The following is a 25,317-nucleotide window of genomic DNA, read 5'->3' on the forward strand; positions in this document are numbered from 1 at the left end:
TTTCATCCTTGTCCCTTATGATAGATTGTTACTCTGGCACACTTTCCCTGCCAAATAATTAAAGGAGGGAATTCTGCCATCCCTGGATCACAATGTTTTTTTACCCGTGCCAGTAGGATAATGAAGTGATGTTGATACTGCGACTGAGCCAAACTTATTTATCGTAACATATCAATTTATGACGTTTTTGTGACGGCGGCGGATATTCTCAATAATCAGCGTCGCGAAAACGAGGATCTTCTGCATCAACCCGGGCAATTGTGCGACAAATCCGATTGAGCAGAATTCATTCGCCAAGGATGATGGCTGCTCAGTTTTATCCGCACAGATCGCTCAAAGCGACGTCTTTATCGGCAGTTAGCACCGCTTTTCGGGCCAGCTCACAGATTAGGTCCGGTGTCAGCGTTGTCATTGCGCTATCATCTTCTCTCTAAGAATTTGGGGATCGTTTTTTTAGATGTCGTATTGGATGAAATCGCTGCTTTTATTGCTTTTTCTTTTTGCTGCGGGAGTGCAGGCGGATCCACTGCAAAAGTCATTTTCTGACTGGCAGCTGACCTGTAACAATGCGGCTTTTTGTGTAGCTCGCAGTTTTCCTGGTGATAATGGATTGGTCATGACAATATCGCGGCACGCTGGCGTGAACGATCGCCCGTTGCTACGTATCGACTACGGCAGTGCTTATAGCGGTGAATTGCCGGGTGCTCCGTTGCAGGACAATTTGCTGCTGGACCAGCGACGGCTGAAACCCGATCTCAAAAACTGGAGCGTAGAGCCGCACCATCTGGCGACCAGCAATGCCATCGCCATTGATGAATTTCTGGCGCAGACGCTGGATGCCGATACTCTCCAGCTCACCTGGCAAGCCAAAGCCTCTATCTCGCTGCACGGCATGAAAGCCGCGTTGCTGCTGATGGATGACGTGCAGGGCAGGGTGAACGGTTTAAGTGCCTGGGTGAAACGCGGCGACCGCGTCATATGGGATGTACCGCCACAACCGCCATTGCCCCGTCTGCCCGACCCCTTACCCCAGCCTGCGGCACTCACCCGTGATGAAACCAGTGGGTTGATTGATTACGGCACCTGGCGCATCAACACCGATAGTTGCTCACTTGATCCGATACGACGAGAAGTCAGCGTTGCACCGCTGACAGACAGTAAAGCGCTGTTGCTCATTAGCTGCGAAACCGGGGCCTACAATGTTATCGATCTGGCATTTGAAGTGACGCGCAGCCAACCGTATGTGGCGCGTGGTCTGACCCTCACCCTGCCGTTTACTCCCCCCTCACGCACGGATAATCAGCTGGATTTGGTGAATGCGGAATACGATGCCAGCAGTGGCTTACTTTATACTTTCAGTAAGGGACGTGGTCTGGGCGATTGCGGTACGGCGACACGCTGGCAGTTTGATGGCACTGAATTTGTGCTGGCGGAGTATGCGGAAGAAAAAACCTGTGATGCCTGGCACAGCAGTGACGACTGGCCCACCCTGTGGGTCAGCCAGTCGCAAAATGCACCACAATCGCGTTAACGCATCACCTGCACCATCATCGGTGAACCGCTCTGGTTACCCACCAGTTCGGCCAGCATATCGTTGACGCCATCGCTCATCGGCGTGAAGCGCGTCAGCGGCGAACGCGTCACCACCACGAACACCCCAACATTATGCTGCGGCACCATCGCCATATAGGTGATGAAACCACCACCGCCGCCGGTTTTCTGAATGATGCCCGGGTGGCCGTTTTTCGGTCCCATATAGACCCACCCCATGCCCAGCGCATCGGCCCGACCCGGGACATCCATTCCTTCCACTTTATTCAGCTGGTCACGACGATAGATCAACGTTTGCAGCCGGTCGATTTGCGCGGTGCGCTGATTCACGGCGGAGTTAAGGAATTGCTGCATCCAGCGCCCCATATCCTCTGGCGTTGAATAAACGCCACCGCTGCCTGTCGCTGCCAGAGTGTTATTACACGGGCTGGTCCCTTTCTCGGCAATCATCAGACGCTGACACTGATCCGGTGACGGGGTAAAGGTGGTGTCCTTCATCCCTAACGGGCGCGTGATAAGTTGCTGGAACAACGCCGGATAAGGTTTACCCGCCGCCTGCGACAGCGCATCACTCAGCAGGTCATAACCGAGGTTTGAATAAGACGCGTCCACACCAGGGGCGACTTTGAGCGAAGCGCGAGACAGCCATTGCCAGCGGTCGCTACGTGTCGGCCAGTTGAACACCGGACGATGCGGTTTGCCACCCGGTTGCTCACGCGGCAGGCCGCTGGTGTGGGTTGAAAGGTTAATCAGGCGAATGGGTTGGCCGTTGTAGCTGGGGACACGCATTCCCGGAGGCGCGTATTTGCTTAACGGGTCCTCCAGGCGAATCTGGCCGCGTTCCGCCATTTTCACCATCACTTCGCTGGTCATCAGCTTACTCAGCGAGGCAATGCGGATCAGTGAATCCTGCTGTGGCCGGACATTACTACCCGGTCGGGTTTCGCCAAAGCTGGCGAAAACGCGTTGATTGCCATCGATAGCGACCAACGCCATCCCCACGGCACCACTGCCGTAAAAGATGTGTTCGGCATAACGATCAACGATCTGTGAAGCCAGCAGGGGATCCGGGGCGGTCTGCGCCATGCTTTTTAAAGGAAGCAGTGAAACCATTAATGTCAGCAACCAGGGTGTATGTTTTTTCAACGGTAAGACGTCCGGCAGAAGAAGCGGAGAAAAGTCTTATAGTAATCAGTTTGAACGAGGCGGGAAGGGGGCAGGGCAGGTTTTTTTCTGTATCAGGCTGTGATCAAAAACGGCCCTGACGCCGTGAGACGCAGGGCCGAATCGATTAGTGAGGCTTGAGTAAGGCTTCGGTATGGCTGACGATGTTTTCCACGGTGAAGCCAAATTCCGGGAACAGTTTTCCGGCAGGTGCAGACTCACCAAAGGTGGTCATACCGACTATCGCACCCTCCAGGCCGACATATTTGAACCAGTAATCGGCAATGCCAGCCTCAACGGCGACGCGCGCTTTCACACCGGAAGGCAGCACTGACTCGCGGTATGCCGCATCCTGTTTATCGAACACGTCGGTGGAGGGCAGAGAAACCACGCGGATTTTATGCCCGTTAGCGGTGAGTTTGTCCGCCGCACCCAGGGCAATCTCGATTTCCGAACCGGTGGCGATAATGACAGCCTCCGGCGTGCCATCGCAATCCTGCAACACATAGCCGCCACGGGCGATATCAGCGACCTGCTGTGGGCTGCGTTCCGGTTGCAGCAGATTCTGACGCGACAGGATCAACGCGGTCGGGCCGTGATGACGTTCCACCGCCGCTTTCCATGCCACCGTGGTTTCCACCTGATCACACGGACGCCACACGCTCATATTGGGCGTCAGGCGCAGGCTGGCGAGCTGCTCCACCGGCTGGTGCGTAGGACCATCCTCCCCCAGACCAATCGAATCATGGGTATAGACCAGCACCTGACGTGCCTTCATCAACGCCGCCATACGCGCAGCGTTACGGGCGTACTCCACAAACATCAGGAAGGTGGCGGTGTAGGGCAGAAAGCCGCCGTGATGGGCAATGCCGTTACCAATCGCCGTCATCCCGAATTCACGCACTCCGTAATGAATGTAGTTCCCGGCAATATCTTCCTTGATCGATTTCGAACCGGACCAGATCGTCAGGTTACTTGGCGCAAGATCAGCGGAGCCACCGAGGAACTCCGGCAGCAGCTTGCCAAACACTTCGAGGGTGTTTTGCGATGCTTTACGGCTGGCGATTTTCTGCGGATTGGCCTGCAACTGTTCGATAAATGCCTGCACATCGCTTTCCCAGTTGACGGGCATCTCACCGCTCATGCGGCGTTTAAATTCTTTTGCCAGCTCAGGATAGGCAGCCTGATAAGCCGCCATTTTGTCGTCCCAGGCTTTTTCACGGGCGGCACCGGCCTCTTTGGCGTCCCATTGCTGATAGATCTCTTTCGGAATTTCAAACGGCGGATAATTCCAGCCGAGTTGCTTACGGGCCAGCGCCACTTCCGCTTCGCCGAGTGCAGCACCGTGCGATTCTTCTTTACCGGCTTTATTCGGCGAGCCAAAGCCGATAATGGTGCGACAGATGATCAGCGAGGGTTTGTCGGTGACGCTCTGCGCCTCTTTGATGGCGCTGGCGACAGCAGCCGGATCGTGCCCGTCGATATCCCCAATCACGTGCCAGTTATAGGCTTCAAAACGTTTGTGGGTATCGTCGGTAAACCAGCCTTCAGTTTCACCATCAATCGAAATACCGTTGTGATCGTAAAAGCCGATCAATTTGCCAAGCCCAAGGGTACCTGCCAGCGAGCTGACTTCATGCGAAATCCCTTCCATCAGACAACCGTCACCCATGAACACATAGGTGTAATGGTCAACGATGTCGTGTCCCGGCTGATTAAACTGCGCAGCCAGCGTGCGTTCGGAAATCGCCATTCCCACCGCATTCGCCAGCCCCTGGCCCAGTGGTCCGGTGGTGGTTTCAACGCCAGGGGTGTACCCCAGCTCCGGGTGGCCCGGCGTTTTCGAATGCAGCTGGCGGAAGTTTTTCAACTCTTCCATCGGCAAGTCATAGCCGGTGAGATGCAGCAGGCTGTAGAGCAGCATTGAAGCGTGACCATTGGAGAGGATAAAGCGGTCACGATCCGCCCAGGCGGGATTCGTCGGGTTATGTTTCAGGAAATCGCGCCACAGGACTTCGGCGATATCCGCCATGCCCATGGGTGCACCGGGATGGCCTGAATTTGCTTTTTGTACTGCATCCATGCTCAGAGCACGAATCGCGTTAGCCAACTCTCTGCGTGAAGACATAGGGTTCTCCCTTGTGATTTGGCAATAATAAGGACGGGCAGACGCCCGTCCGGCATGAGGTGAGGATGATGTCTAGAGGCGCGCGGCCAGCACGTCCTCCAGTTTTTGCTGGTCTACAGCAAACTGACGGATACCATCAGACAGTTTTTCCACTGCCATCGGATCCTGATTATGTTCCCAGCGGAACTCCGCTTCAGACAGCGGGGCAGGCTGATGGAAGCCCTCGGTGGATGGCTCCAGTTTACGCTCCAGCGGGGCATCGCTGTTTGCCAGCTCCTCCAGCAGGTTCGGGGAGATGGTCAGACGGTCACAGCCCGCCAGTGCCAGGATTTGCTCCACTTTACGGAAGCTGGCACCCATAATGACGGTGTTGTAGCGATGCTTTTTGTAGTAATCAAAGATACGGCGTACCGATTTCACACCCGGATCCTCATCGACCACATACGGATCAAGCGGTTTACGGCTGTTGTACCAGTCATAAATACGGCCGACGAACGGCGAAATCAGGAACACCCCGGCTTCAGCACAGGCGCGGGCCTGGGCGAAAGAGAACAACAGCGTCAGGTTGCAGTTGATGCCGTTCTTTTGCAGTTCTTCGGCGGCGCGGATCCCTTCCCAGGTCGAAGCCAGTTTGATCAGAATGCGTGAGCGGTCGATGCCGTTTTCTTCATACAAACGAATCAGTTTTTCCGCTTTGGTGACACACATGCCACGATCGAAGGAGAGGCGAGCATCCACTTCGGTCGAGACACGGCCTGGTACGCTTTTCAGAATTTCCATACCGAGGTTGATCGCCACTTTATCGCTGGCGTTGATGATTTGCGTTTCTTTACTGCCGCCCTGTTTTTTCGCGTAGTCGATGGCATCATCAATCAGGTGCTTATAAGCGTCGAGTCCGGCGGCTTTGAGGATTAACGAGGGATTGGTGGTAGCATCTTCCGGGTGGTATTGGCGAATGGACTCGATATCGCCACTGTCCGCCACCACGGTGGTGAACTGTTTCAATGCATCTAGCTGGTTCATCGCTTAACTCCTTGATTAGCAATAATTATGGCAAATAAAAACCTCAGGCAGCTCTGGCTTTGTTGCGCCATTTCCAGGTGGGGTCCGGTCCAACACCTTGCTACAGGCGCCAGGTGAAGAAAATGCGTTTTCTCTGATTGTGACGCCGGGATGCCCACCGCGCGCGGTTGTGATTGAGGGCCTGCCTGAAAGGTGTCAGCTGCGCGTTTTACCACTCCTAAGCATAGCAGCCTGTGGCAGACCCGTTGATCCTGCTGTGGCAATCTGTGCCCTTGCCAGCCGTGCATTCTTTGAGCGCCTTCACCCTCTTTTGTGCCGTTGATTTCTATACTGAACGCTTATCTCTCCGCGCAACAGGATGCCCAATGGACGAACAACTGAAGCAAAGCGCTCTCGAGTTTCACCAGTATCCCACTCCCGGAAAAATTCAGGTGTCACCCACCAAACCGCTGGCGACCCAACGCGATCTGGCGCTGGCCTATTCTCCCGGCGTGGCTGCACCCTGCCTGGAAATTGCCGCAGACCCACTGGCGGCACACAAATACACCGCGCGTGGCAATCTGGTGGCGGTGATCTCCAATGGCACTGCGGTGCTGGGGCTGGGCAATATCGGCGCACTGGCCGGTAAACCGGTGATGGAAGGCAAAGGGGTGCTGTTTAAGAAATTTGCCGGTATTGATGTGTTTGATATCGAAATCGACGAGCGGGACCCGGACAAGCTGATTGAGGTGATCGCGGCGCTGGAGCCGACCTTTGGCGGCATCAACCTGGAAGATATCAAAGCGCCGGAGTGCTTCTATATCGAGCAGAAGCTGCGTGAACGGATGAAGATCCCGGTGTTCCATGACGATCAGCACGGCACCGCGATTATCTGTACTGCGGCGGTACTTAATGGTTTGCAGATTGTCAAAAAAGCCATCTCTGATGTGCGGCTGGTGGTGTCAGGAGCAGGGGCTTCGGCCATTGCCTGCCTGAATCTGCTGGTGGCGCTGGGGATGCAACGCCATAACATTGTGGCGTGTGACTCGAAAGGGGTGATCTGGCGCGGACGTGATACCGATATGGCGGAAACCAAAGCCGCCTATGCCGTTGAGGATAATGGGAAACGCACGCTGGAGGAGGTGATTGCCGGTGCGGACATTTTCCTCGGCTGTTCGGGGCCGCAAGTGCTGACGCCGCAGATGGTACAGCAGATGGCGCAGGATCCGCTGATTCTGGCGCTGGCCAACCCGGAGCCGGAAATCATGCCACCGCTGGCGAAGGCAGTCCGGCCCGACGCGATTATCTGTACCGGGCGTTCTGATTTCCCCAATCAGGTGAATAACGTGCTGTGTTTTCCTTTTATCTTCCGTGGTGCGCTGGATGTCGGTGCCACCGCCATCAATGAGGAGATGAAGCTGGCGGCAGTGCACGCCATCGCGGCGCTGGCGCAGGCTGAGCAGAGCGATGTGGTGGCCTCGGCCTATGACGATCAGGATCTGAGCTTTGGCCCGGAATATCTGATCCCCAAACCTTTTGACCCACGTCTGATTGTGCAGATCGCGCCAGCGGTTGCTAAAGCGGCGATGGACTCCGGTGTGGCGACGCGGCCGATTGAAGATTTTGATGCCTATCGCGAGAAACTCACCGAGTTTGTTTATAAAACCAACCTGTTTATGAAACCGATCTTCTCGCAGGCGCGTAAAGATCCGAAGCGCGTGGTGCTGGCGGAAGGGGAGGAGGTGCGGGTGCTGCATGCCACCCAGGAGCTGGTGTCGCTCGGGCTGGCGAAACCGATCCTGATTGGACGCCCGAATGTCATCGCCATGCGTTTACAAAAGCAGGGGCTGAAGATAGAGGCGGGCAAAGATTTTGAGGTGGTGAATAACGAATCCGATCCGCGTTTTAAAGCTTACTGGAGTGAATATTATCAGATCATGAAACGGCGTGGCGTGACGCCAGAGATGGCGCAGCGCGCGGTGATCGGCAATCCAACACTGATCGGTGCCATCATGGTCCATCGTGGCGAAGCCGATGCGATGATTTGCGGTACGGTGGGCGATTATCATGAACATTATGAGGTGATCGAGAAGGTGTTTGGCTTCCGGCCTGATGTGCGGGTGGCTGGGGCGATGAATGCGCTGCTGCTACCGAGCGGCAACACCTTTATTACCGATACCTACGTCAATGAAGATCCGACGCCGGAACAGCTGGCGGATATCACCCTGATGGCGGCGGAAACGGTGCGGCGTTTTGGTATCGAACCGCGTGTGGCGTTGCTGTCGCACTCCAGTTTTGGCACCTCCAATGCGCCTGGGGCGCGCAAGATGCGTGACGCGCTGGCGCTGATTCAGCAGCGAGCGCCGGATCTGGAGATTGACGGCGAGATGCACGGCGATGCGGCACTGGTGGAAAACATCCGCCGCGAGCTGATGCCGGACAGCCCACTCAAAGGCACGGCTAATCTGTTGATTATGCCCAATGTCGAAGCGGCGCGTATCAGCTACAACCTGCTGCGTGTTTCCTGCTCGGAAGGGGTGACCGTCGGGCCGGTGCTGATGGGGATCAGCAAACCGGTGCATGTGCTGACGCGTATCGCGTCAGTACGCCGCATTGTCAATATGGTGGCGCTGGCGGTGGTGGAGGCACAGACCGAACCGCTGTAAATACGCAAATTGCGCGATAAATCGCGCCGCTACGATTCTCTGCGATTTTGTAGCGGCGCGATTTATCGCGCGTGTTTTCACGGATGTTTCAGCCAATCCTTCACCGGCAGAAAATCACGATACAACGCAGCTTCCGGTGAGTCAGCTTCCGGCTGATAATCATATTCCCAGCGCACCAGCGGTGGCATCGACATCAGGATCGATTCGGTGCGTCCGCCGGTTTGTAGGCCAAACAGCGTGCCGCGATCCCACACCAGATTGAACTCGACATAACGCCCACGACGATACAGCTGGAACTGGCGCTCACGCTCGCCCCACGGCAGCGCTTTGCGTTTTGCTACAATCGGGCGATAGGCTTGCAGGAAGCCATTGCCCACCGCCTGAGTAAAGGCAAAGCAATGGTCAAAATCAGGGGTGTTGAGATCGTCAAAGAACAGGCCGCCAATGCCGCGCTGCTCGTCACGATGTTTCAGCCAGAAGTAGTCGTCGCACCACTTTTTATAACGCGGGTAGACATCCGCACCGAACGGCTGGCACAGATCAAACGCGGTCTGATGCCAGTGCAGCGCATCTTCTTCAAAGCCGTAGAAAGGGGTGAGGTCGAAACCGCCACCGAACCACCACACCGGATCGGCACCCGGTTTTTCGGCAATAAAGAAACGCACATTGGCGTGGCTGGTCGGGACATACGGATTTTCCGGGTGGATCACCAGCGAGACGCCCATCGCTTCAAAACTGCGGCCTGCCAGCTCCGGGCGGTGCGCGGTGGCTGAGGCAGGCATTTGATCGCCATGGACGTGGGAGAAGTTAACACCCGCCTGCTCAAACACCGCGCCGTTGCGTAATACGCGGCTGCGGCCACCGCCGCCGCCCGGGCGCTGCCAGCTATCTTCGGCAAAATCGGCGGCACCATCTTCCGCTGCCAGCTGGGCGCAGATGTCATCCTGGAGCGCCAGCAGAAAGGCTTTGACGCGGGAAATATCGGGATTGCTCATGAGTCACTCGTTCCGGAAATTTGCCGCGATTATACCTAAGCCTGACGCCGATCGTACTCCTCAAAGTAATTGACGATACCATCCGCGATGGCGCTGGCAATTTTTCGGCGAAACGCGGGGGTGCCAAGCAACTGCTCCTCGTGCGGGTTGGTAATAAAGGAGGTTTCCACCAGCACCGACGGAATCGAGGGGGATTTCAGCACAGCGAACGCCGCCTGCTCAGTGTGCTGGCTGTGCAAATGATGCACCGGACGGATCTGATCCAGCACATGTTTGCCGAGCGTCAGGCTGTTGCGGATGGTATCGGTCTGTACCAGATCGAACAGGATTTGGTTCAGATACTGATCTTTCTGCGCCACTTCCACCCCGGCGACTTTGTCAGCATCGTTCTCTTTCTGCGACATATAGCGCGCCATCGCGCTGCTGGCTCCACGATTTGACAGGGCAAACACTGAAGCACCATTGGCGTCCGGGCTGGTGTAACCATCGGCGTGAATAGACATGAACAGGTTGGCACCGTGCTGATGGGCAATTTCCACCCGCTGATACAGAGGGATAAAGTAATCCGTATCACGCGTCAGGCGGACTTCAACCCGGGGATGATCCTGCAACAGCTGGCGCACGTTGTTGGCGATATCCAGCACGATGTGTTTTTCTTCGGAACCTTGTTCGCCAACCGCACCGGAATCAATCCCGCCGTGGCCCGGGTCGATCATCACAATACGTTTGCCGTTTTTAGCTGGCGGCGCGGGTTTGTTGTGGCGCGGCAGCAGGTGCAAATCGGCACTCTCTTCTTTGGCCTGCACCAGACGTGGCGATAGCACCGCCAGCGCCAGCCCGGACAGCAGCAGCTGACGACGATTCGTTAAACGTTTGAGCAGTGAAATTTGTTTCATCAATGAATCCCTGACAGGCTTACCTGAAAAGTGTTATATCGTAACATCCTGACGGGTGCGACCCCGTAACTATTTCAGGGCTTTACTTTGTATTTCAGGTCGCGAACAGGAATTTCGTCGCTTTTTTCTGCCACTGAACGGTGCGAGGGTTGCGCCCGCTAAAGAATACGTGATAATCAGCGAATTGTGCCTAACTGCAGGGTAACGCCGATGGAAATCCGCTCATTCCGCCAGGAAGATTTTGAAGAAGTGATCACGCTCTGGGAGCGTTGCGATCTGTTACGCCCGTGGAATGACCCTGAGCTGGACATTGAACGCAAAATGAACCATGACCCGGAACTGTTTCTGGTGGCCGAAGTCGGTGGTGAGGTGGTGGGCACCTTGATGGGCGGCTACGATGGTCATCGTGGTGCGGCTTATTATCTGGCGGTGCATCCTGATTATCAGGGGCGTGGCTTTGCCAACGCGCTGATGAATCGTCTGGAAAAGAAACTGATTGCGCGCGGCTGCCCGAAAATCCATCTGATGGTGCGTGAAGAGAACGACCAGGTGGTGGCCTTCTATGAAAAGCTCGATTACGAGCCAGTGGATTCACTGCTGCTGGGCAAGCGCCTGATTGAAGACCGTGAGTATTAAGTGGCTACGCTGAAATACCCGCCAGAAGAATACGATGCAAAAGGGCAGCTGCGGCTGCCGTTTCTTTTCTGGCTGATCCTGCTGCTCCAGGCGCGAACCTGGCTGATTCTGGTGATGGCCGGGGCGTCCCGTCAGCAGGGGAATGACCTGCTGGCGCTGTTCTATCCCGATCGGCAAAGTTTCTGGCTGGGCCTGGCGCTCGGCATTCCGGCGGCTATCGGGCTGCTGCTCACCGGTTATCGTCAACGCTGGCCGCGCCTGTGGCAAAGCTGGCGTCTGGTGCTGAGCCTGTCATTGCTGATTAACCTGTTGTGGCAGGGAGTTAACCTGTTGCAGGGCGCGATGCCCGATTCGCCATTCCCGCTGCTGCTAACGCTGTTCGACCTGCTGGCGCTGTACTGGCTGCAAACCCATCGACGCCTGTGTGACTGCTTTTTGCCCGAACATCAGCATCACGAATAAACTTTTTGTCGCTTTGCGACTCCAACAGGCACGCCAAACCGGCAAACAAGATCAAGGAGTTTTCATGAAAGTTGTTCGTCCCGCGCTGCTGGCGACGGCTCTGGTGCTGGCAGGTTGTGCCAGCTCTGCGTCTTCGGGTTCGGCTGATGAAAGCCACTGGTATAACCCCCTGAGTTACCATTGGTCGGCGCTTAATCCGCTCAGCTGGTTCGGTGGTTCGCTGACGGTAAGCGAGCAGGGTGTCGCCGGGCTGTCCAGCAGCACCGCCATGACGCAAACGGCTATCGATAAAGCGCTGAGTGGCGATTACAAGCTGCGCCAGGGCATGCGCACCCAGAATGGCCAGGTGGTGGAGTTCTGGCAGGCACTGGATGGTGACAAGGTCAAACTGGTGATCAACGGGCAAAGCAGCGTTGAACGTATCGAGGTACTGGACCCGAGCGCGAAAAGTGCAGACGGCAGCAAAATCGGCGACCCGTTCAGTGCCAAATTCACCAAGGCGTTTGATAACTGCAAAATGGTGCCGGGTCTCGATAGCCGTGATGTGGAGTGCCGTGCGCCGAATAGCCAGCACATCGCTTATATCTATAGTGGCGAATGGCACGGTCCTGAAGGGCTGATGCCGTCGGATGATACGCTGAAAAACTGGAAAATCAGTAAGATCGTCTGGCAACGCTAATCCCTCAAAAAAGTGCGGTGATACGGGCTATCGCCGCCACTTTCCGGTATGATACGGACGAAAAAAACGCCGTTTAACCCCCATTGCCGGAGAGCATGTCGATGTCTCAATTTCAGAGCGGGATTCTGCTGGAACACCGCCGTTTCGCCATTTGGCTGGAAGCCCGCGTCACGGGTGATCTCGATGCGCTGCGCCTGGGCAGCAAAACCTTCCTGCAACACCTCGATGCACTGCAACAAAAATTCGCTGATGCCGGGTTGGGCGCGGTGATCGCCTTCGGTGATACGCTGTGGCGCGACTTGCAGGGTGCGGATTCTGCACCAGAACTGAAAGCCTTTAGCGCGCTGGGCAAAGGCATTGCGCCTGCTACGCAGCGTGATTTGCTGATCCATATTCAGTCGTTACGCCACGATGTGAACTTCTCTCTGGCGCAGGCTGCGCTGGTAGCGTTTGCCGCTGCTGTCGACATCGAAGAAGAAACCCACGGTTTTCGCTGGGTGGAAGAACGCGATCTCTCTGGTTTCGTCGATGGCACCGAGAATCCGCAAGGCGAACAGCGTGAGCAGGTAGCGATTATCGCCGCTGGCCCGGATGCAGGTGGCAGCTATGTCTTCACCCAGCGCTGGGAACATAACCTGAAGCTGTGGAACCGCATGGCGGTTGACAAGCAGGAAGCGGTAATGGGGCGCACCAAGGTGGAGAATGAAGAGATTCCCGGCGATGAGCGCCCGGTGACCTCGCATCTCAGCCGCGTCGATCTTAAAGAAGAAGGCAAAGGGCTGAAGATTTTGCGTCAGAGCCTGCCTTACGGCACTGCCAGCGGCACCCATGGCCTGTTCTTTATTGCCTACTGCAATCGCCTGCATAATATTGAACAGCAGCTGTTGAGCATGTTTGGTGAGCGTGATGGCAAGATGGACGCCATGCTGCGGTTTACCAAACCGGTCACCGGCAGCTACTTTTTTGCTCCATCGCTTGACGCGTTACAGGCGCTGTAATGCCTTCCCGGACGGCGGCGATGCCGTCCGTTCGTTATCCCGCCAGATGCATAAACTTCCCCGTCGTCTTATGCCTTTTTAGACTTTGAAATCAGCAAACGATATATAAAACCGTTACTGGTTTGCCTCGAGTTATAAATACACTGACAACATCTAATGGCATCAGCCGTAACTCCACATTTCCAGGTGCAGCATGACACTTCCCGTTTTTAAAAAGTTGGTTGGCGGTATCGCGCTTTCGCTGGCAATGGCGGGTGCTGTGCAGGCGACAGAGCTGCTCAACAGCTCGTATGACGTCTCGCGCGAACTGTTTGTCGCCCTGAATGCGCCTTTTGAGCAGCAGTGGGATGCCAGCCATCCGGGTGACAAGCTGACGATTAAACAATCTCATGCCGGTTCATCAAAACAAGCGCTGGCGATCCTGCAGGGTTTGCGCGCCGATGTGGTGACTTATAACCAGGTGACGGATGTGCAGGTGCTGCACGATAAAGGTCAGCTGATCCCGGCCGACTGGCAAAGCCGCCTGCCGAATAACAGCTCGCCGTTTTACTCCACCATGGCGTTCCTGGTGCGTAAGGGCAACCCAAAGAATATTCACGACTGGGCCGATCTGGCACGGGCTGACGTGAAACTGATTTTCCCGAATCCTAAAACCTCCGGCAATGGCCGCTACACCTATCTGGCCGCCTGGGGCGCTGCGGATCAGGCAGATGGCAAAGACCAGGCCAAAACCGAAGCCTTTATGACGCAATTCCTGAAAAACGTCGAAGTGTTTGATACCGGAGGTCGTGGTGCCACCACCACTTTCGCCGAGCGCGGCCTGGGTGACGTGCTGATTAGCTTCGAGTCAGAAGTGAATAACATCCGTAACCAGTACGCTAAAGATGGCTACGAAGTGATTGTGCCGAAGACCAACATCCTCGCCGAGTTCCCGGTTGCCTGGGTGGATAAAAACGTTGCGCACAATGGCACGACGGATGCGGCGAAAGCCTATTTGAATTATCTCTACACACCGGAAGCACAGAAAATCATTACCAGCTTTTACTATCGTGTGAACAACCCGCAGTTGATGGCAGCCCAGCAGGATCGCTTCCCGCAGACACGTCTGTTCAATGTCGATGAGGCATTTGGTGGCTGGGATAACGTGATGAAAACCCATTTTGCCAGCGGCGCTGAGCTGGACAAATTGCTGGCAGCGGGGCGCGGTTAATGTTTGCCTCAACGCAAAAACGGGTACTGCCCGGATTCGGTATCAGCCTCGGTACCAGTCTGCTGTTTACCTGCCTGATTCTGCTGCTGCCGATCAGCGCGTTGCTGATGCAGCTGTCGAAAATGACGCTGGCGCAGTACTGGGAAGTGATCACCAATCCACAGCTGGTAGCGGCGTATAAAGTGACGCTGCTGTCTGCCGGTGTGGCTTCCCTCTTCAATGCGGTGTTTGGCATGCTGATGGCGTGGATTCTGACTCGCTATCGCTTTCCTGGCCGTACTCTGCTCGATGGCCTGATGGATTTACCCTTCGCCCTGCCCACGGCAGTGGCTGGCCTGACGCTGGCGGGTTTGTTCTCGGTTAATGGCTGGTATGGTCAGTGGCTGGCCCAGTTCGATATCAAAGTTTCTTATACCTGGCTCGGTATCGCGGTGGCGATGGCCTTCACCAGCATTCCGTTTGTGGTGCGTACCGTGCAACCGGTGCTGGAAGAGTTAGGGCCGGAATACGAAGAAGCTGCCGAAACCCTCGGTGCGACACCGTGGCAGAGCTTCCGCCGCGTGGTGCTGCCAGAAGTGGCTCCGGCGTTGCTGGCCGGGACCGCGCTGTCGTTTACCCGCAGCCTCGGCGAGTTTGGTGCGGTGATCTTTATCGCCGGTAATATCGCGTGGAAAACGGAAGTGACCTCGCTGATGATTTTTGTGCGTTTGCAGGAGTTTGATTATCCGGCCGCCAGCGCCATCGCCTCGGTGATCCTTGCCGCCTCGTTGCTGCTGCTGTTCGCCATCAACACCCTGCAAAGCCGCTTTGGCCGTCGTTTAGGAGGCCACTGATGGCAGAGATTTCGCAAATCAATCGGGTTGATCGTTCACCGATTAACTGGGGTAAATGGCTGCTGATTGGCATTGGCGCGCTGGTTTCCATCATGTTGCTGGTGGTGCCGATGGTCTCCATCTTCTGGGAAGCGCTCAATCAGGGTCTGGGCACTGCCCTCAGCAATCTGAAAGACGGCGATATGCTGCATGCCATCTGGCTGACGGTGATGGTGGCGTTGATCACCGTGCCGGTTAACCTGGTGTTCGGTACGTTGCTGGCGTGGCTGGTGACGCGTTTTAACTTCCCTGGCCGCCAGTTGTTGCTGACGCTGTTCGATATTCCTTTTGCCGTCTCCCCGGTGGTCGCTGGCCTGATGTATCTGTTGTTCTGGGGTATCAATGGTCCGGCGGGTGGCTGGCTGGATGCGCACAATATCCAGATTATGTTTGCGTGGCCGGGCATGGTGCTGGCGACCATTTTCGTGACCTGTCCGTTTGTGGTGCGTGAACTGGTGCCGGTCATGCTCAGCCAGGGCAGTAACGAAGATGAAGCCGCGGTGCTGCTTGGCGCATCCGGCTGGCAGATGTTCCGCCGCGTCACGCTGCCGAATATCCGCTGGGCGTTGTTGTACGGTGTGGTGCTGACCAATGCCCGTACCATCGGCGAATTTGGTGCGGTCTCGGTGGTATCGGGATCGATTCGCGGCGAAACCTATACCTTGCCGCTTCAGGTTGAATTACTCCATCAGGACTACAACACCGTTGGCGCATTTACCGCCGCCGCGCTGCTGACCCTTATGGCGATAGTGACACTGTTTCTGAAAAGCGTGGTGCAGTGGCGTTTAGAGCATCAGCGGAAACGCCAACAGGAGGAAAATCATGAGCATTGAGATTAAACAAATTAACAAATCGTTTGGCCGCACGCCGGTGTTGAACGATATCTCTCTGGATATTCCTTCCGGCCAGATGGTGGCGCTGCTGGGGCCATCCGGTTCGGGTAAAACCACGCTGCTGCGTATCATCGCCGGTCTGGAGCATCAGAACAGCGGTCAGATCCAGTTCCACGGTAAAGACGTCAGCCGCCTGCATGCGCGCGATCGCCAGGTGGGGTTTGTCTTCCAGCACTACGCGCTGTTTCGCCATATGACGGTGTTTGACAACATCGCGTTTGGTCTGACGGTGCTGCCACGCCGCGAGCGTCCCTCCAGTGCGGAAATCAAACAGCGCGTGACCCGTCTGCTGGAGATGGTGCAGTTGAGTCATCTCGCCAGCCGTTTCCCGGCACAGTTGTCGGGCGGTCAGAAACAGCGCGTCGCACTGGCGCGTGCGCTGGCCGTAGAACCGCAAATTTTATTGCTGGATGAACCCTTCGGCGCGCTCGATGCCCAGGTGCGTAAAGAGTTGCGTCGCTGGCTGCGTCAGCTACACGAAGAACTGAAATTCACCAGCGTGTTCGTCACCCACGATCAGGAAGAAGCGATGGAAGTCGCGGACAGCGTAGTGGTGATGAGCCAGGGCAATATTGAGCAGGTCGGTACACCGGACGAAGTGTGGCGCGATCCGGCCACCCGCTTCGTGCTGGAGTTCCTCGGTGAAGTTAACCGCTTTGATGGTGAAGTGCATGGCTCGCAATTCCATGTTGCGGCACATCGCTGGCCGCTGGGCTATACCCCGGCGCATCAGGGCCCGGTAGAGCTATTCCTGCGTCCGTGGGAGATTGATGTATCGCGCCAGAGCAGCCTGGAGACGCCGCTGCCAGTGCAGGTGCTGGAAGTCAGCCCGCGCGGACATTTCTGGCAGCTGGTGGTACAACCCGCTGGCTGGCAGAGCGAACCTTTTACCCTGGTGTTTGATGGCGAGCAATCCGCCCCGATTCGCGGTGAACGTTTGTTTGTTGGCCTGCAACAGGCCCGGCTTTACCAGGGCACAACACCGCTGCGCACGGTTGCCTTTGCCGAGAGCGCCTGATATTTTTGACACTCCTTCGGGCGGGACTTTCCCGCCCGATTTCTTTGCCCCTCTTTCTCCGGGAATCTGACCGTGACCACACTGGAAAATACCATCGGTAATACGCCGTTGATTAAGTTGCAGCGCCTGACGCCTGACAACGGCAGCGAGATCTGGCTAAAACTGGAAGGTAATAATCCTGCGGGTTCAGTCAAGGATCGTGCCGCCTGGTCGATGATTCATCAGGCGGAACTGCGCGGTGAAATTAAACCGGGTGATACGCTGATTGAAGCCACCAGTGGCAACACCGGTATCGCGCTGGCGATGATCGCGGCGATGAAAGGCTATCGTCTGCGCCTGTTGATGCCGGAAAACATGAGCCAGGAGCGCCAGGACGCGATGCGCGCCTATGGTGCGGAGCTGGTGCTGGTCACACGCGAACAGGGAATGGAAGGGGCGCGTGATTTGGCGCAGGAGATGGCGGCACGCGGTGAGGGCAGGGTGTTGGATCAGTTCAATAACCCTGATAATCCTCTCGGCCACTACCTCACTACCGGCCCGGAAATCTGGCAGCAGAGCCAGCAACGCATGACCCATTTCGTCTCCAGCATGGGGACGACAGGCACCATCACTGGCGTGGGCCGCTATCTGCGCGAGTCTGCTCCAGCAGTGAAAATTATTGGTTTGCAACCGCAGGAAGGCAGCAGTATTCCCGGTATCCGTCGCTGGCCGAGTGCCTATTTGCCCGGTATTTTCCGCCCGGAACTGGTGGATGAAGTGATGGATATGACGCAACAGGAGGCGGAAGAGACCATGCGTGCGCTGGCGCGGCGTGAAGGTATTTTCTGTGGTGTCAGTTCTGGCGGCGCGGTAGCCGGGGCATTGCGCATTGCAGCGGCTCAGCCGGGCAGCGTAGTGGTGGCAATTATTTGTGACCGCGGCGACCGTTATCTCTCCACCGGTGTTTTCCACTAAACTATTCTTTTGCACAAATTCGTTGCGCGATAAATCGCGCCGCTACGTAAGGATCGAGTAAAACCGGCTGCGTTCGGGACGAACTCAGGACAAAATAGCGGCAATTTTGTACGAGAGATAAAGATGAAAATTCTGCTTGTTGATGACGATTTAGAGCTTGGTACTATGCTGAGCCAATACCTGATTGCGGAAGGCTTTGATGCACAACTGGTTTTAACCGGAAGTGCCGGAGTTGAAGGTGCGCTTTCAGGCAATTACACCGCCATGATTCTCGATATCATGCTGCCGGATATGAGTGGAATTGATGTGCTGCGCCAGGTGCGTCAGAACAGCCGTCTGCCGGTGATCATGCTGACGGCCAAAGGCGACAATATCGATCGCGTGATTGGTCTGGAGATGGGTGCGGACGATTATGTACCAAAACCCTGCTACCCGCGTGAACTGGTGGCGCGTCTGCGTGCGGTGCTGCGTCGCTTTGAAGATCAGACGCCGTTGCCCGATAAAAAAGAAGTGCTGCGCTGGGGCGATTTGAGCCTCAATCCCGCTACCCGTATCACCGAATGGCAGGGCAAAGCTTTTGACCTGACCGCTTCAGAATTCAATCTGCTCGACCTGTTGATGCGTGCTCCGGATCGTGTGGTATCGAAAGATGAACTGTCCGAGAAAGGGCTGGGCCGTCCGCGTGAAGCTTACGACCGTAGCGTCGATGTGCATATCAGCAATATTCGTCAAAAGCTGGCGGCGTTAACCGCAGACAACGTCAACATTGAAACCGTGCGCAGTATTGGTTATCGCATTCGATGAAGCAGCACAGCTATCGTGGTCGGATGTTCTGGAAGATCCTGCTGGGCTTCTGGATCGTTTTTGTGATTATCAGCCAGCTGCTGTGGCTCGGTTTTTCCCTCTCCGGTAATCGCCATGAACCCCCTGAAATCGTGGCGATTCGGCGCATTGTCAATTTGCAGATGGCGTCGGCAGTGTCGGTGCTGGAACGCGGTGGGCCAAGTTCACTCGACGATATGATGGCTGACTGGGAACCGAATGATCGACAGTTCTTTTCGGTGATTCAGCACAACAAACCGGTCTCAACCCAGAACGCGCCACCGGAAGGGTTTAATGAACCCTTTCACGGCCCTTTTCCGGATGTGATTGTACGCTGGGTCAAGGGGTCTGACGGCAAAGAGTACGAGCTACGCTACGACGTGAAAGGCCTGCGTGAGGATAGCTCAATGGGCGTGGGCGGCCCGCGTCGTATCCTGAATATTCCTGAGCCGATGTTTACCTTCGCTGGTGCGTTGGGGCTGCTGTTTAGCCTGCTGCTGGCGTGGAACCTGACGCGTCCGATGCGTCAGCTGCGTGAAGGTTTTGCCCGCGTGAGTAGCGGTGATTTGAGCGTGCGTCTCTATCCGGTGATGCGCAAACGTCATGATGAGTTGTCCAGCGTGGCGCAGGATTTTGACGCCATGGTGGAACGATTGGATACGCTGGTGAAAGCGCGTGAGGAGCTGTTGCATGATATCTCCCACGAATTGCGTTCGCCGCTGGCGCGTCTGCAACTGGCAACCGGTCTGGCGCGCCAGACGCCGGAAAGCGTAGAAACCTCTTTGAACCGTATCGATGAGGAAGCGCGTCGCCTCGATAAGATGATTGGCGAGTTGCTGACTTTATCGCGTGCCGAGCACGAAAGCATGCCTGGGGAGCAGTATTTTGACCTCACCGGTCTGCTACATGCGGTGGTGACCGATGTCCGCTATGAGGCGCAGATTCCGGGCGTGAAAGTCGATTTTCAGGTTGATGAAAATGCCGACTATACCGTGCACGGCAATGCGGAGCTGATTCGCCGTGGGGTGGAGAATGTGCTGCGTAACGCGCTGCGTTTCTCCCATCGTGGTCAGCATATTCAGGTGCGTTTGCAGGCGGAGAACCAGTGGCTGGCGATTCGCGTACGCGATCAGGGGCCGGGTGTTGATGATGAGAAGCTTTCCAGCATTTTCGACCCCTTCGTGCGGGTGAATTCACCGCTGATGGGCAAAGGTTACGGTCTGGGGCTGTCCATCGTTCGTAAGGTGATCCTGGCGCATCACGGTGAAGTGCAGGCGGTTAATCGCCCGGAAGGGGGCCTGGAACTGACGCTGAAGTTGCCACGCTGGAAGCAGAATTGAGTGGCTGTTAAATAAAAACGGCACCCATTGGGTGCCGTTTTACTATCCAGACTGCGAATTATTTCTTGATACGAATCACCGGGGTTTCACCCACGGTAACCGGACCAGAGAGTTTGATCAGGTCTTTGATCTCATCCATGTTAGAGATCACAACCGGCGTCAGCGTGGACTTTGCTTTCTCTTCCAGCAGTGGCAGATCAAATTCGATCACCACGTCGCCTTTTTTCACTTTCTGGCCTTCTTCAGCGATACGTTTGAAGCCTTCACCTTTCAGTTCAACCGTGTCGATACCGAAGTGGACAAACAGCTCGATGCCGTTGTCAGACTCGATTGAAAATGCGTGGTTGGTCTCGAAAATTTTGCCGATAGTCCCATCAACCGGGGCAACCATTTTGTTGCCTGAAGGTTTGATGGCGATACCGTCACCGACAATTTTCTCCGCGAATACCACATCTGGTACGTCTTCAATATTCACGATTTCGCCTGACAGAGGCGCTACGATTTCAATAGTTCCGGAAGCGCTTTCTGTTTTGTCGCCAAAAAGTTTAGAAAACAAACCCATGATCTTCTCCTAAGCAGTAATTTGGGGCCAGCGTCTCGCGGATCAGCAGAGTGTTTTTTCTTTGATGAACTTGTTAACCAGGCTCATCAAATCATCTGCTGTGGGTTGAGCCAGAGCCTGCTCCGCCAATGCCTTCGCATCTTCAAAATTGGTATTACGAATAATTTTCTTGATGCTCGGGATTGAAATGGCACTCATGCTGAATTCGTCCAGCCCCATTCCCAGTAACAGTAGTGTAGCACGTTCATCACCAGCCAGCTCACCACACATGCCGGTCCATTTCCCTTCGGCATGTGATGCATCGATCACTTGCTTGATGAGGCCCAGAACGGAAGGCGACATTGGGTTATAGAGGTGAGAAATCAAATCATTACCACGATCGACCGCCAGAGTATACTGCGTCAGGTCGTTTGTCCCAATACTGAAGAAATCGACTTCTTTCGCCAGATGGCGGGCAATCACTGCGGAAGCCGGTGTTTCTACCATGATGCCCATCTCGATGGTTTCATCAAAGGCTTTACCTTCCTCACGCAGCTGCGCTTTCAGCATGTCCAGTTCTGCTTTCAGGAAGCGAACTTCTTCCACGGAAATGATCATCGGGAACATGATGCGCAGTTTGCCAAACGAAGAGGCACGCAGGATCGCGCGCAGCTGGGCGTGCAGAATCTCTTTGCGGTCCATGGCGATACGAATCGCACGCCAGCCGAGGAACGGGTTTTCTTCTTTCGGCAGGTCCATGTAGGGCAGATCTTTGTCGCCACCGATATCCATGGTACGGACGATGACGGCCTGTGAGCCCATGGCTTCAGCCACGGCTTTGTAAGCCTGGAACTGTTCTTCTTCAGTCGGCAGTGAATCGCGGTCCATAAACAGGAACTCGGTACGATACAGGCCCACACCTTCGGCACCGTTACGCTCAGCACCGGCTACATCACGGACAGTACCGATGTTGGCGCACACTTCAACCTGATGACCATCCAGCGTGATCGCCGGCAGATCTTTCAGTTTCGCCAGTTCATGTTTTTCAGACAAATATTGCGTCTGGATGGCTTTCAGCTCTTCCAGTACGTCTGCTGTCGGGTTGATGTAAACTTTGTTGTTTACGCCATCCAGAATCAGAAAATCGCCATTGTTCACCGTGGTGGTCACGCTACCGGTGCCGACAATCGCAGGCAGTTCGAGAGAACGCGCCATGATGGAGGTGTGAGAGGTGCGGCCACCGAGATCGGTGATAAAGCCCAGTACCTTTTTCAGGTTCAGCTGCGCGGTTTCTGATGGTGTCAGATCTTTCGCCACCAGAATGGATTCTTCTTCGATGGCGCTCAGGTCAACGATGTGCAGGCCAAGGATGTTTTGCAGCAGGCGTTTACCGATGTCACGTACGTCAGCCGCACGTTCTTTCAGGTATTCGTCATCCAGTTCTTCCAGCGCTTTCGCCTGGCCTTCAATGACGGAGTGGGCAGCAGCATCAGCAGTCGCGCGATCTTTCTTGATCAGGTCGATGATTTCCTGCTCCAGCTCTTCGTCTTCCAGCAGCATGATGTGACCTTCAAAGATCGCCGCTTTTTCTTCACCGAAGGTTTCACCGGCTTTGATTTTGATGGCTTCGAGCTGAGAAGCAGCTTTGCTGCGTCCATCAAGGAAGCGCTGTACTTCCTGCTCAACCTGGTCATCAGAAATCTTTTTACGGTTGATGACGATCTCATCTTCCTTCAGCAGCAGTGCTTTGCCGAAAGCGATACCCGGTGATGCTAAAATGCCTGAAATCATAACTCTACCTTTATAATCACGATGGCTCGTTGACCCGATGCATTGCCATTGTCGCGGATAAGTCAATCTACGGAAGCAATAACGCGGACAGGTTGTCCGCGATCAAGATGTTTGCACTCAATGGGGCAAAGGAGTCGGTTTAGTTACAAACTGAGCGGATTACTCCAGCTCAGCCATCAGTTTTACCAGGTGTTCAACCGCTTGCTGCTCATCTTCACCTTCGGCAGACAGCGTAACAACCGTACCCTGAGTCAGACCCAGTGTCTGCAGTTTGAACAAGCTTTTCGCGCTGGCGGATTTGCCATTGGAAGTCACGGTGATTTCTGACTGGAAAGCCTTGGCTTCTTTAACGAACTGAGCTGCAGGACGAGTGTGGAGGCCGTTTGGTGCGGTAATGGTAACTTCTTGCTGGAACATTCTATTTCCCCAACTTTATCAGGTTTGGTGTTATGGATCTAAAGTCTAGCCTGGAGCCGTAACTTTAGCCTGTGTAGGTGCGCGGGTCAGGCATCACAGATGACCAAAAAATGCGCATGAATGAGAGCGTCATTTCAGGTGAAGGATCAAAAGCAGAGATGATCGCTCCATCTGCCCATTATGCCGTGATTCGCCGTATCGCCAAATCAGTAAATCGATTCAGCTTGATCCACTTCAAAGCCCGATTAATTTCAGGCATCGAAATAATTGGCTGCTTAAATACCAGACCCTCGTCACTGAAAGCAATCTGCCAGGTGGTAAAAGTGAGATCTGAGCCACAAAAAAGCACCCATTCGGGTGCTTTTTTCGCCACTTTCAGACTTTGACCGTCACTGTTGCAGCTCTTTTTCGGTGAACAGATCAGCAAAAAGCGCAGTGCTAAGGTAACGCTCGCCAGAGGACGGCAGGATCACCACAATGTTTTTGTTGGCGAATGCTTCGTCTTCCTGCAATTTCAGCGCGGCGGCGACGGCTGCACCTGAGGAGATACCGGCGAGGATGCCTTCTTCTTCCATCAGACGACGTGCGGTGCTGATCGCTTCGTCATTGGTGATGGCAACAACTCGGTCAACCAGTTTCAGGTCAAGGTTGCCTGGGATGAAGCCAGCGCCGATACCCTGAATTTTGTGCGGACCCGGTTTGATCTCTTCACCAGCCAGCGCCTGAGCGATCACCGGGGAATCGGTGGGTTCGACTGCCACCGAAATCAGGTCTTTCTTCCCTTTGGTGTTTTTGATGTAGCGGCTGACACCGGTCAGCGTGCCGCCAGTACCGACACCGGCGATAAACACGTCCACGGCACCATCGGTATCTTCCCAGATCTCCGGGCCGGTGGTTTTTTCATGGATTTCCGGGTTAGCCGGGTTGCTGAACTGCTGCAGCAGGACAAATTTATCCGGGTCGCCGGCAACAATCTCTTCCGCTTTGGCGATGGCACCTTTCATGCCTTTCGCACCTTCGGTCAATACCAGATTGGCACCCAGCGCTTTCAAAAGTTTACGACGTTCGATCGACATGGTTTCCGGCATGGTCAGCGTCAGCTTGTAACCACGCGCCGCTGCCACATAGGCCAGGGCAATACCGGTGTTACCGCTGGTGGGTTCAACCAGTTCTACGCCAGGTTTCAGGATGCCGCGTTTTTCTGCGTCCCAAATCATATTGGCACCGATACGGCATTTGACGCTGAAGCTCGGGTTACGGGACTCGACCTTCGCCAGAATGCGGCCGTTACCGATGCGGTTCAGTCGAACCAGCGGCGTATGACCAATTGTCAGCGAGTTGTCTTCATAGATCTTACTCATAGCTCGTCCTTAACTGTATGAAATATTGGGAACCCTCAGAGCATACCTTTTCTGCCTGAGTGCGGAAGGAAAGAAATCGTATATCTATATAGCCCACAACCATAAGCCCCATGCAAAAAAGCATAAGGCTCTTTGATGGATTAATGACGCTGATGTTGCAGGCGATAACGATCCACCCACATTGCCGTGGCACCACATACGGCGACCGGCATAATGGCCAGATTGACAATCGGGATCATGGTGAACAGGCTCACCAGCGCACCAAACTGCATATTGGCGGTTTTATGCTGGCGTAACGCACTGCGCATGCGGGCAAAACTCACTTTGTGGTTATCAAAGGGATAATCGCAGTATTGCACTGACAACATCCAGGCGCTGAACAGGAACCATAAAAGTGGTGCCACGGTTTGACCAAAGCCCGGGATAAAGTGGAGCAACAGTAGACCAAATGCGCGTGGCAAATAGTAACCCAGCTTCTGTATTTCACGTTTCATGATGCGTGGGACGTCTTTCAGCATGGCGACCCAGCCGCTATCGGGCAGCGGATTCCCGGTTAAACGTCCTTCCAATTGCTCCGCCAGCAGGCCACAAAAGGGGGCCGCAATTAAGTTGGCAATGGTGGAGAAGAAGTAACTGAATATCAGCACAATCGAAATCACGGTCAGTGGCCATAGCAGATAGCTGAGCCACTGTAGCCAGTCTGGAATGTGCGCCATGAATTGCGGAATCCATTGCCCGAGGCGCTTAAACAGCCAGATAAAGGCACCACCCAGCAGCAGAATGTTGACCAGCAGGGGGATGATGACGTAACGGCGAATGCCGGGCAGACGCACCAGTTTCCATCCCTCGGCGAAGTAATGAATACCATTAAATGATGAGACCGAATTCTCAGCGGGCATAACGGGCCTTTCTCCATATGTG

24 protein-coding genes are annotated in these 25,317 nt (G+C 55.0%); 14 read left to right on the forward strand and 10 right to left on the reverse strand.

Translation table 11 applies throughout. The annotated features are described in order from the left end of the window. Positions 1 to 457: 457 nt before the first annotated feature. Complete coding sequence (locus RCF31_RS18775; protein ID WP_416411951.1) at positions 458 to 1,531, forward strand: DUF1176 domain-containing protein; 1,074 nt, start codon at positions 458 to 460, stop codon at positions 1,529 to 1,531. Here the strand turns inward: RCF31_RS18775 and ampH are convergent. The 3 genes from ampH to tal form a co-directional block, all read right to left on the reverse strand. Further along, positions 1,528 to 2,697: a D-alanyl-D-alanine-carboxypeptidase/endopeptidase AmpH gene (gene ampH / locus RCF31_RS18780; protein WP_416411953.1), complete on the reverse strand. Its 1,170-nt coding sequence runs from the start codon at positions 2,695 to 2,697 to the stop codon at positions 1,528 to 1,530. The two genes, RCF31_RS18775 and ampH, sit on opposite strands and share 4 nt — an antisense overlap. 145 nt (positions 2,698 to 2,842) lie before the next feature. Beyond that, positions 2,843 to 4,843 carry a transketolase gene (tkt, locus tag RCF31_RS18785; RefSeq protein WP_416411954.1) on the reverse strand — a complete coding sequence of 667 codons (2,001 nt, stop codon included), beginning with the start codon at positions 4,841 to 4,843 and terminating at the stop codon, positions 2,843 to 2,845. 72 nt (positions 4,844 to 4,915) lie between these two features. Beyond that, positions 4,916 to 5,866 carry a transaldolase gene (tal, locus tag RCF31_RS18790; RefSeq protein ID WP_299455061.1) on the reverse strand — a complete coding sequence of 317 codons (951 nt, stop codon included), beginning with the start codon at positions 5,864 to 5,866 and terminating at the stop codon, positions 4,916 to 4,918. A 365-nt stretch (positions 5,867 to 6,231) separates the two neighbouring features. On the opposite strand from tal, the gene maeB reads away from it, so the two are divergent. Continuing rightward, the gene (maeB, locus tag RCF31_RS18795) at positions 6,232 to 8,511 is read left to right on the forward strand and encodes an NADP-dependent oxaloacetate-decarboxylating malate dehydrogenase (RefSeq protein ID WP_313685234.1); all 2,280 of its coding nucleotides are present in this window, start codon (positions 6,232 to 6,234) and stop codon (positions 8,509 to 8,511) included. Positions 8,512 to 8,588: 77 nt separating this feature from the next. Here the strand turns inward: maeB and hemF are convergent, their stop codons facing one another. Both hemF and amiA read right to left on the reverse strand, forming a co-directional pair. Beyond that, positions 8,589 to 9,506: an oxygen-dependent coproporphyrinogen oxidase gene (hemF, locus tag RCF31_RS18800; RefSeq protein ID WP_416411957.1), complete on the reverse strand. Its 918-nt coding sequence runs from the start codon at positions 9,504 to 9,506 to the stop codon at positions 8,589 to 8,591. A gap of 35 nt (positions 9,507 to 9,541) precedes the next feature. Next, on the reverse strand, positions 9,542 to 10,402 hold the full coding sequence (gene amiA, locus RCF31_RS18805; protein ID WP_416411958.1) for an N-acetylmuramoyl-L-alanine amidase AmiA: 861 nt from the start codon (positions 10,400 to 10,402) through the stop codon (positions 9,542 to 9,544). 210 nt (positions 10,403 to 10,612) lie between these two features. Here amiA and RCF31_RS18810 point away from each other — a divergent pair, with 210 nt between their 5' ends. The 11 genes from RCF31_RS18810 to RCF31_RS18860 all read left to right on the forward strand — a co-directional run bounded on the left by RCF31_RS18810 (position 10,613) and on the right by RCF31_RS18860 (position 20,286). Next, entirely contained in the window at positions 10,613 to 11,038 is a 426-nt protein-coding gene (locus RCF31_RS18810) for a GNAT family acetyltransferase (protein WP_084876235.1), read from the forward strand. Beyond that, positions 11,039 to 11,500: a DUF2919 domain-containing protein gene (locus RCF31_RS18815; RefSeq protein ID WP_416411959.1), complete on the forward strand. Its 462-nt coding sequence runs from the start codon at positions 11,039 to 11,041 to the stop codon at positions 11,498 to 11,500. Positions 11,501 to 11,564: 64 nt separating this feature from the next. Beyond that, positions 11,565 to 12,179: an RpoE-regulated lipoprotein gene (locus RCF31_RS18820; RefSeq protein ID WP_416411960.1), complete on the forward strand. Its 615-nt coding sequence runs from the start codon at positions 11,565 to 11,567 to the stop codon at positions 12,177 to 12,179. A 101-nt stretch (positions 12,180 to 12,280) separates the two neighbouring features. Then, entirely contained in the window at positions 12,281 to 13,177 is an 897-nt protein-coding gene (locus tag RCF31_RS18825) for a Dyp-type peroxidase (protein WP_313685227.1), read from the forward strand. A 193-nt stretch (positions 13,178 to 13,370) separates the two neighbouring features. Further along, complete coding sequence (locus RCF31_RS18830; RefSeq protein ID WP_313685225.1) at positions 13,371 to 14,387, forward strand: sulfate ABC transporter substrate-binding protein; 1,017 nt, start codon at positions 13,371 to 13,373, stop codon at positions 14,385 to 14,387. Further along, the gene (gene cysT, locus RCF31_RS18835) at positions 14,387 to 15,220 is read left to right on the forward strand and encodes a sulfate/thiosulfate ABC transporter permease CysT (RefSeq protein ID WP_299455086.1); all 834 of its coding nucleotides are present in this window, start codon (positions 14,387 to 14,389) and stop codon (positions 15,218 to 15,220) included. Before RCF31_RS18830 ends, cysT begins: the two co-directional genes overlap by 1 nt. Then, positions 15,220 to 16,092, forward strand: coding sequence for a sulfate/thiosulfate ABC transporter permease CysW (cysW, locus tag RCF31_RS18840; protein ID WP_299455088.1), 873 nt, complete (start codon positions 15,220 to 15,222; stop codon positions 16,090 to 16,092). Before cysT ends, cysW begins: the two co-directional genes overlap by 1 nt. Continuing rightward, positions 16,082 to 17,170, forward strand: a complete 1,089-nt coding sequence (cysA, locus tag RCF31_RS18845; protein WP_299455091.1) for a sulfate/thiosulfate ABC transporter ATP-binding protein CysA — start codon at positions 16,082 to 16,084, stop codon at positions 17,168 to 17,170. Before cysW ends, cysA begins: the two co-directional genes overlap by 11 nt. A 72-nt stretch (positions 17,171 to 17,242) precedes the next feature. Continuing rightward, complete coding sequence (gene cysM / locus RCF31_RS18850; protein ID WP_299455093.1) at positions 17,243 to 18,124, forward strand: cysteine synthase CysM; 882 nt, start codon at positions 17,243 to 17,245, stop codon at positions 18,122 to 18,124. Between the two features lie 123 nt (positions 18,125 to 18,247). Continuing rightward, positions 18,248 to 18,928, forward strand: coding sequence for a response regulator transcription factor (locus tag RCF31_RS18855; protein WP_084876226.1), 681 nt, complete (start codon positions 18,248 to 18,250; stop codon positions 18,926 to 18,928). Beyond that, positions 18,925 to 20,286, forward strand: coding sequence for an ATP-binding protein (locus tag RCF31_RS18860; protein WP_299455095.1), 1,362 nt, complete (start codon positions 18,925 to 18,927; stop codon positions 20,284 to 20,286). Before RCF31_RS18855 ends, RCF31_RS18860 begins: the two co-directional genes overlap by 4 nt. A 58-nt stretch (positions 20,287 to 20,344) precedes the next feature. On the opposite strand, the gene crr is transcribed toward RCF31_RS18860, so the two are convergent. The 3 genes from crr to ptsH all read right to left on the reverse strand — a co-directional run bounded on the left by crr (position 20,345) and on the right by ptsH (position 23,035). Further along, positions 20,345 to 20,848, reverse strand: coding sequence for a PTS glucose transporter subunit IIA (gene crr / locus RCF31_RS18865; protein ID WP_084876224.1), 504 nt, complete (start codon positions 20,846 to 20,848; stop codon positions 20,345 to 20,347). A 42-nt stretch (positions 20,849 to 20,890) separates the two neighbouring features. Next, complete coding sequence (gene ptsI / locus RCF31_RS18870; RefSeq protein WP_299455098.1) at positions 20,891 to 22,618, reverse strand: phosphoenolpyruvate-protein phosphotransferase PtsI; 1,728 nt, start codon at positions 22,616 to 22,618, stop codon at positions 20,891 to 20,893. 159 nt (positions 22,619 to 22,777) lie between these two features. After that, the gene (gene ptsH / locus RCF31_RS18875; protein ID WP_007889063.1) at positions 22,778 to 23,035 is read right to left on the reverse strand and encodes a phosphocarrier protein Hpr; all 258 of its coding nucleotides are present in this window, start codon (positions 23,033 to 23,035) and stop codon (positions 22,778 to 22,780) included. A 110-nt stretch (positions 23,036 to 23,145) separates the two neighbouring features. On the opposite strand from ptsH, the gene RCF31_RS18880 reads away from it, so the two are divergent. Continuing rightward, positions 23,146 to 23,421 carry a hypothetical protein gene (locus RCF31_RS18880; RefSeq protein ID WP_299455122.1) on the forward strand — a complete coding sequence of 92 codons (276 nt, stop codon included), beginning with the start codon at positions 23,146 to 23,148 and terminating at the stop codon, positions 23,419 to 23,421. 3 nt (positions 23,422 to 23,424) lie between these two features. On the opposite strand, the gene cysK is transcribed toward RCF31_RS18880, so the two are convergent. Continuing rightward, the gene (gene cysK, locus RCF31_RS18885; protein WP_299455125.1) at positions 23,425 to 24,396 is read right to left on the reverse strand and encodes a cysteine synthase A; all 972 of its coding nucleotides are present in this window, start codon (positions 24,394 to 24,396) and stop codon (positions 23,425 to 23,427) included. 140 nt (positions 24,397 to 24,536) lie between these two features. Further along, positions 24,537 to 25,295, reverse strand: coding sequence for a sulfate transporter CysZ (gene cysZ, locus RCF31_RS18890; protein ID WP_416411964.1), 759 nt, complete (start codon positions 25,293 to 25,295; stop codon positions 24,537 to 24,539). Positions 25,296 to 25,317: the final 22 nt, after the last annotated feature.

The organism is Pantoea sp. App145, assembly GCF_047947045.1.
Taxonomy (GTDB): domain Bacteria; phylum Pseudomonadota; class Gammaproteobacteria; order Enterobacterales; family Enterobacteriaceae; genus Pantoea.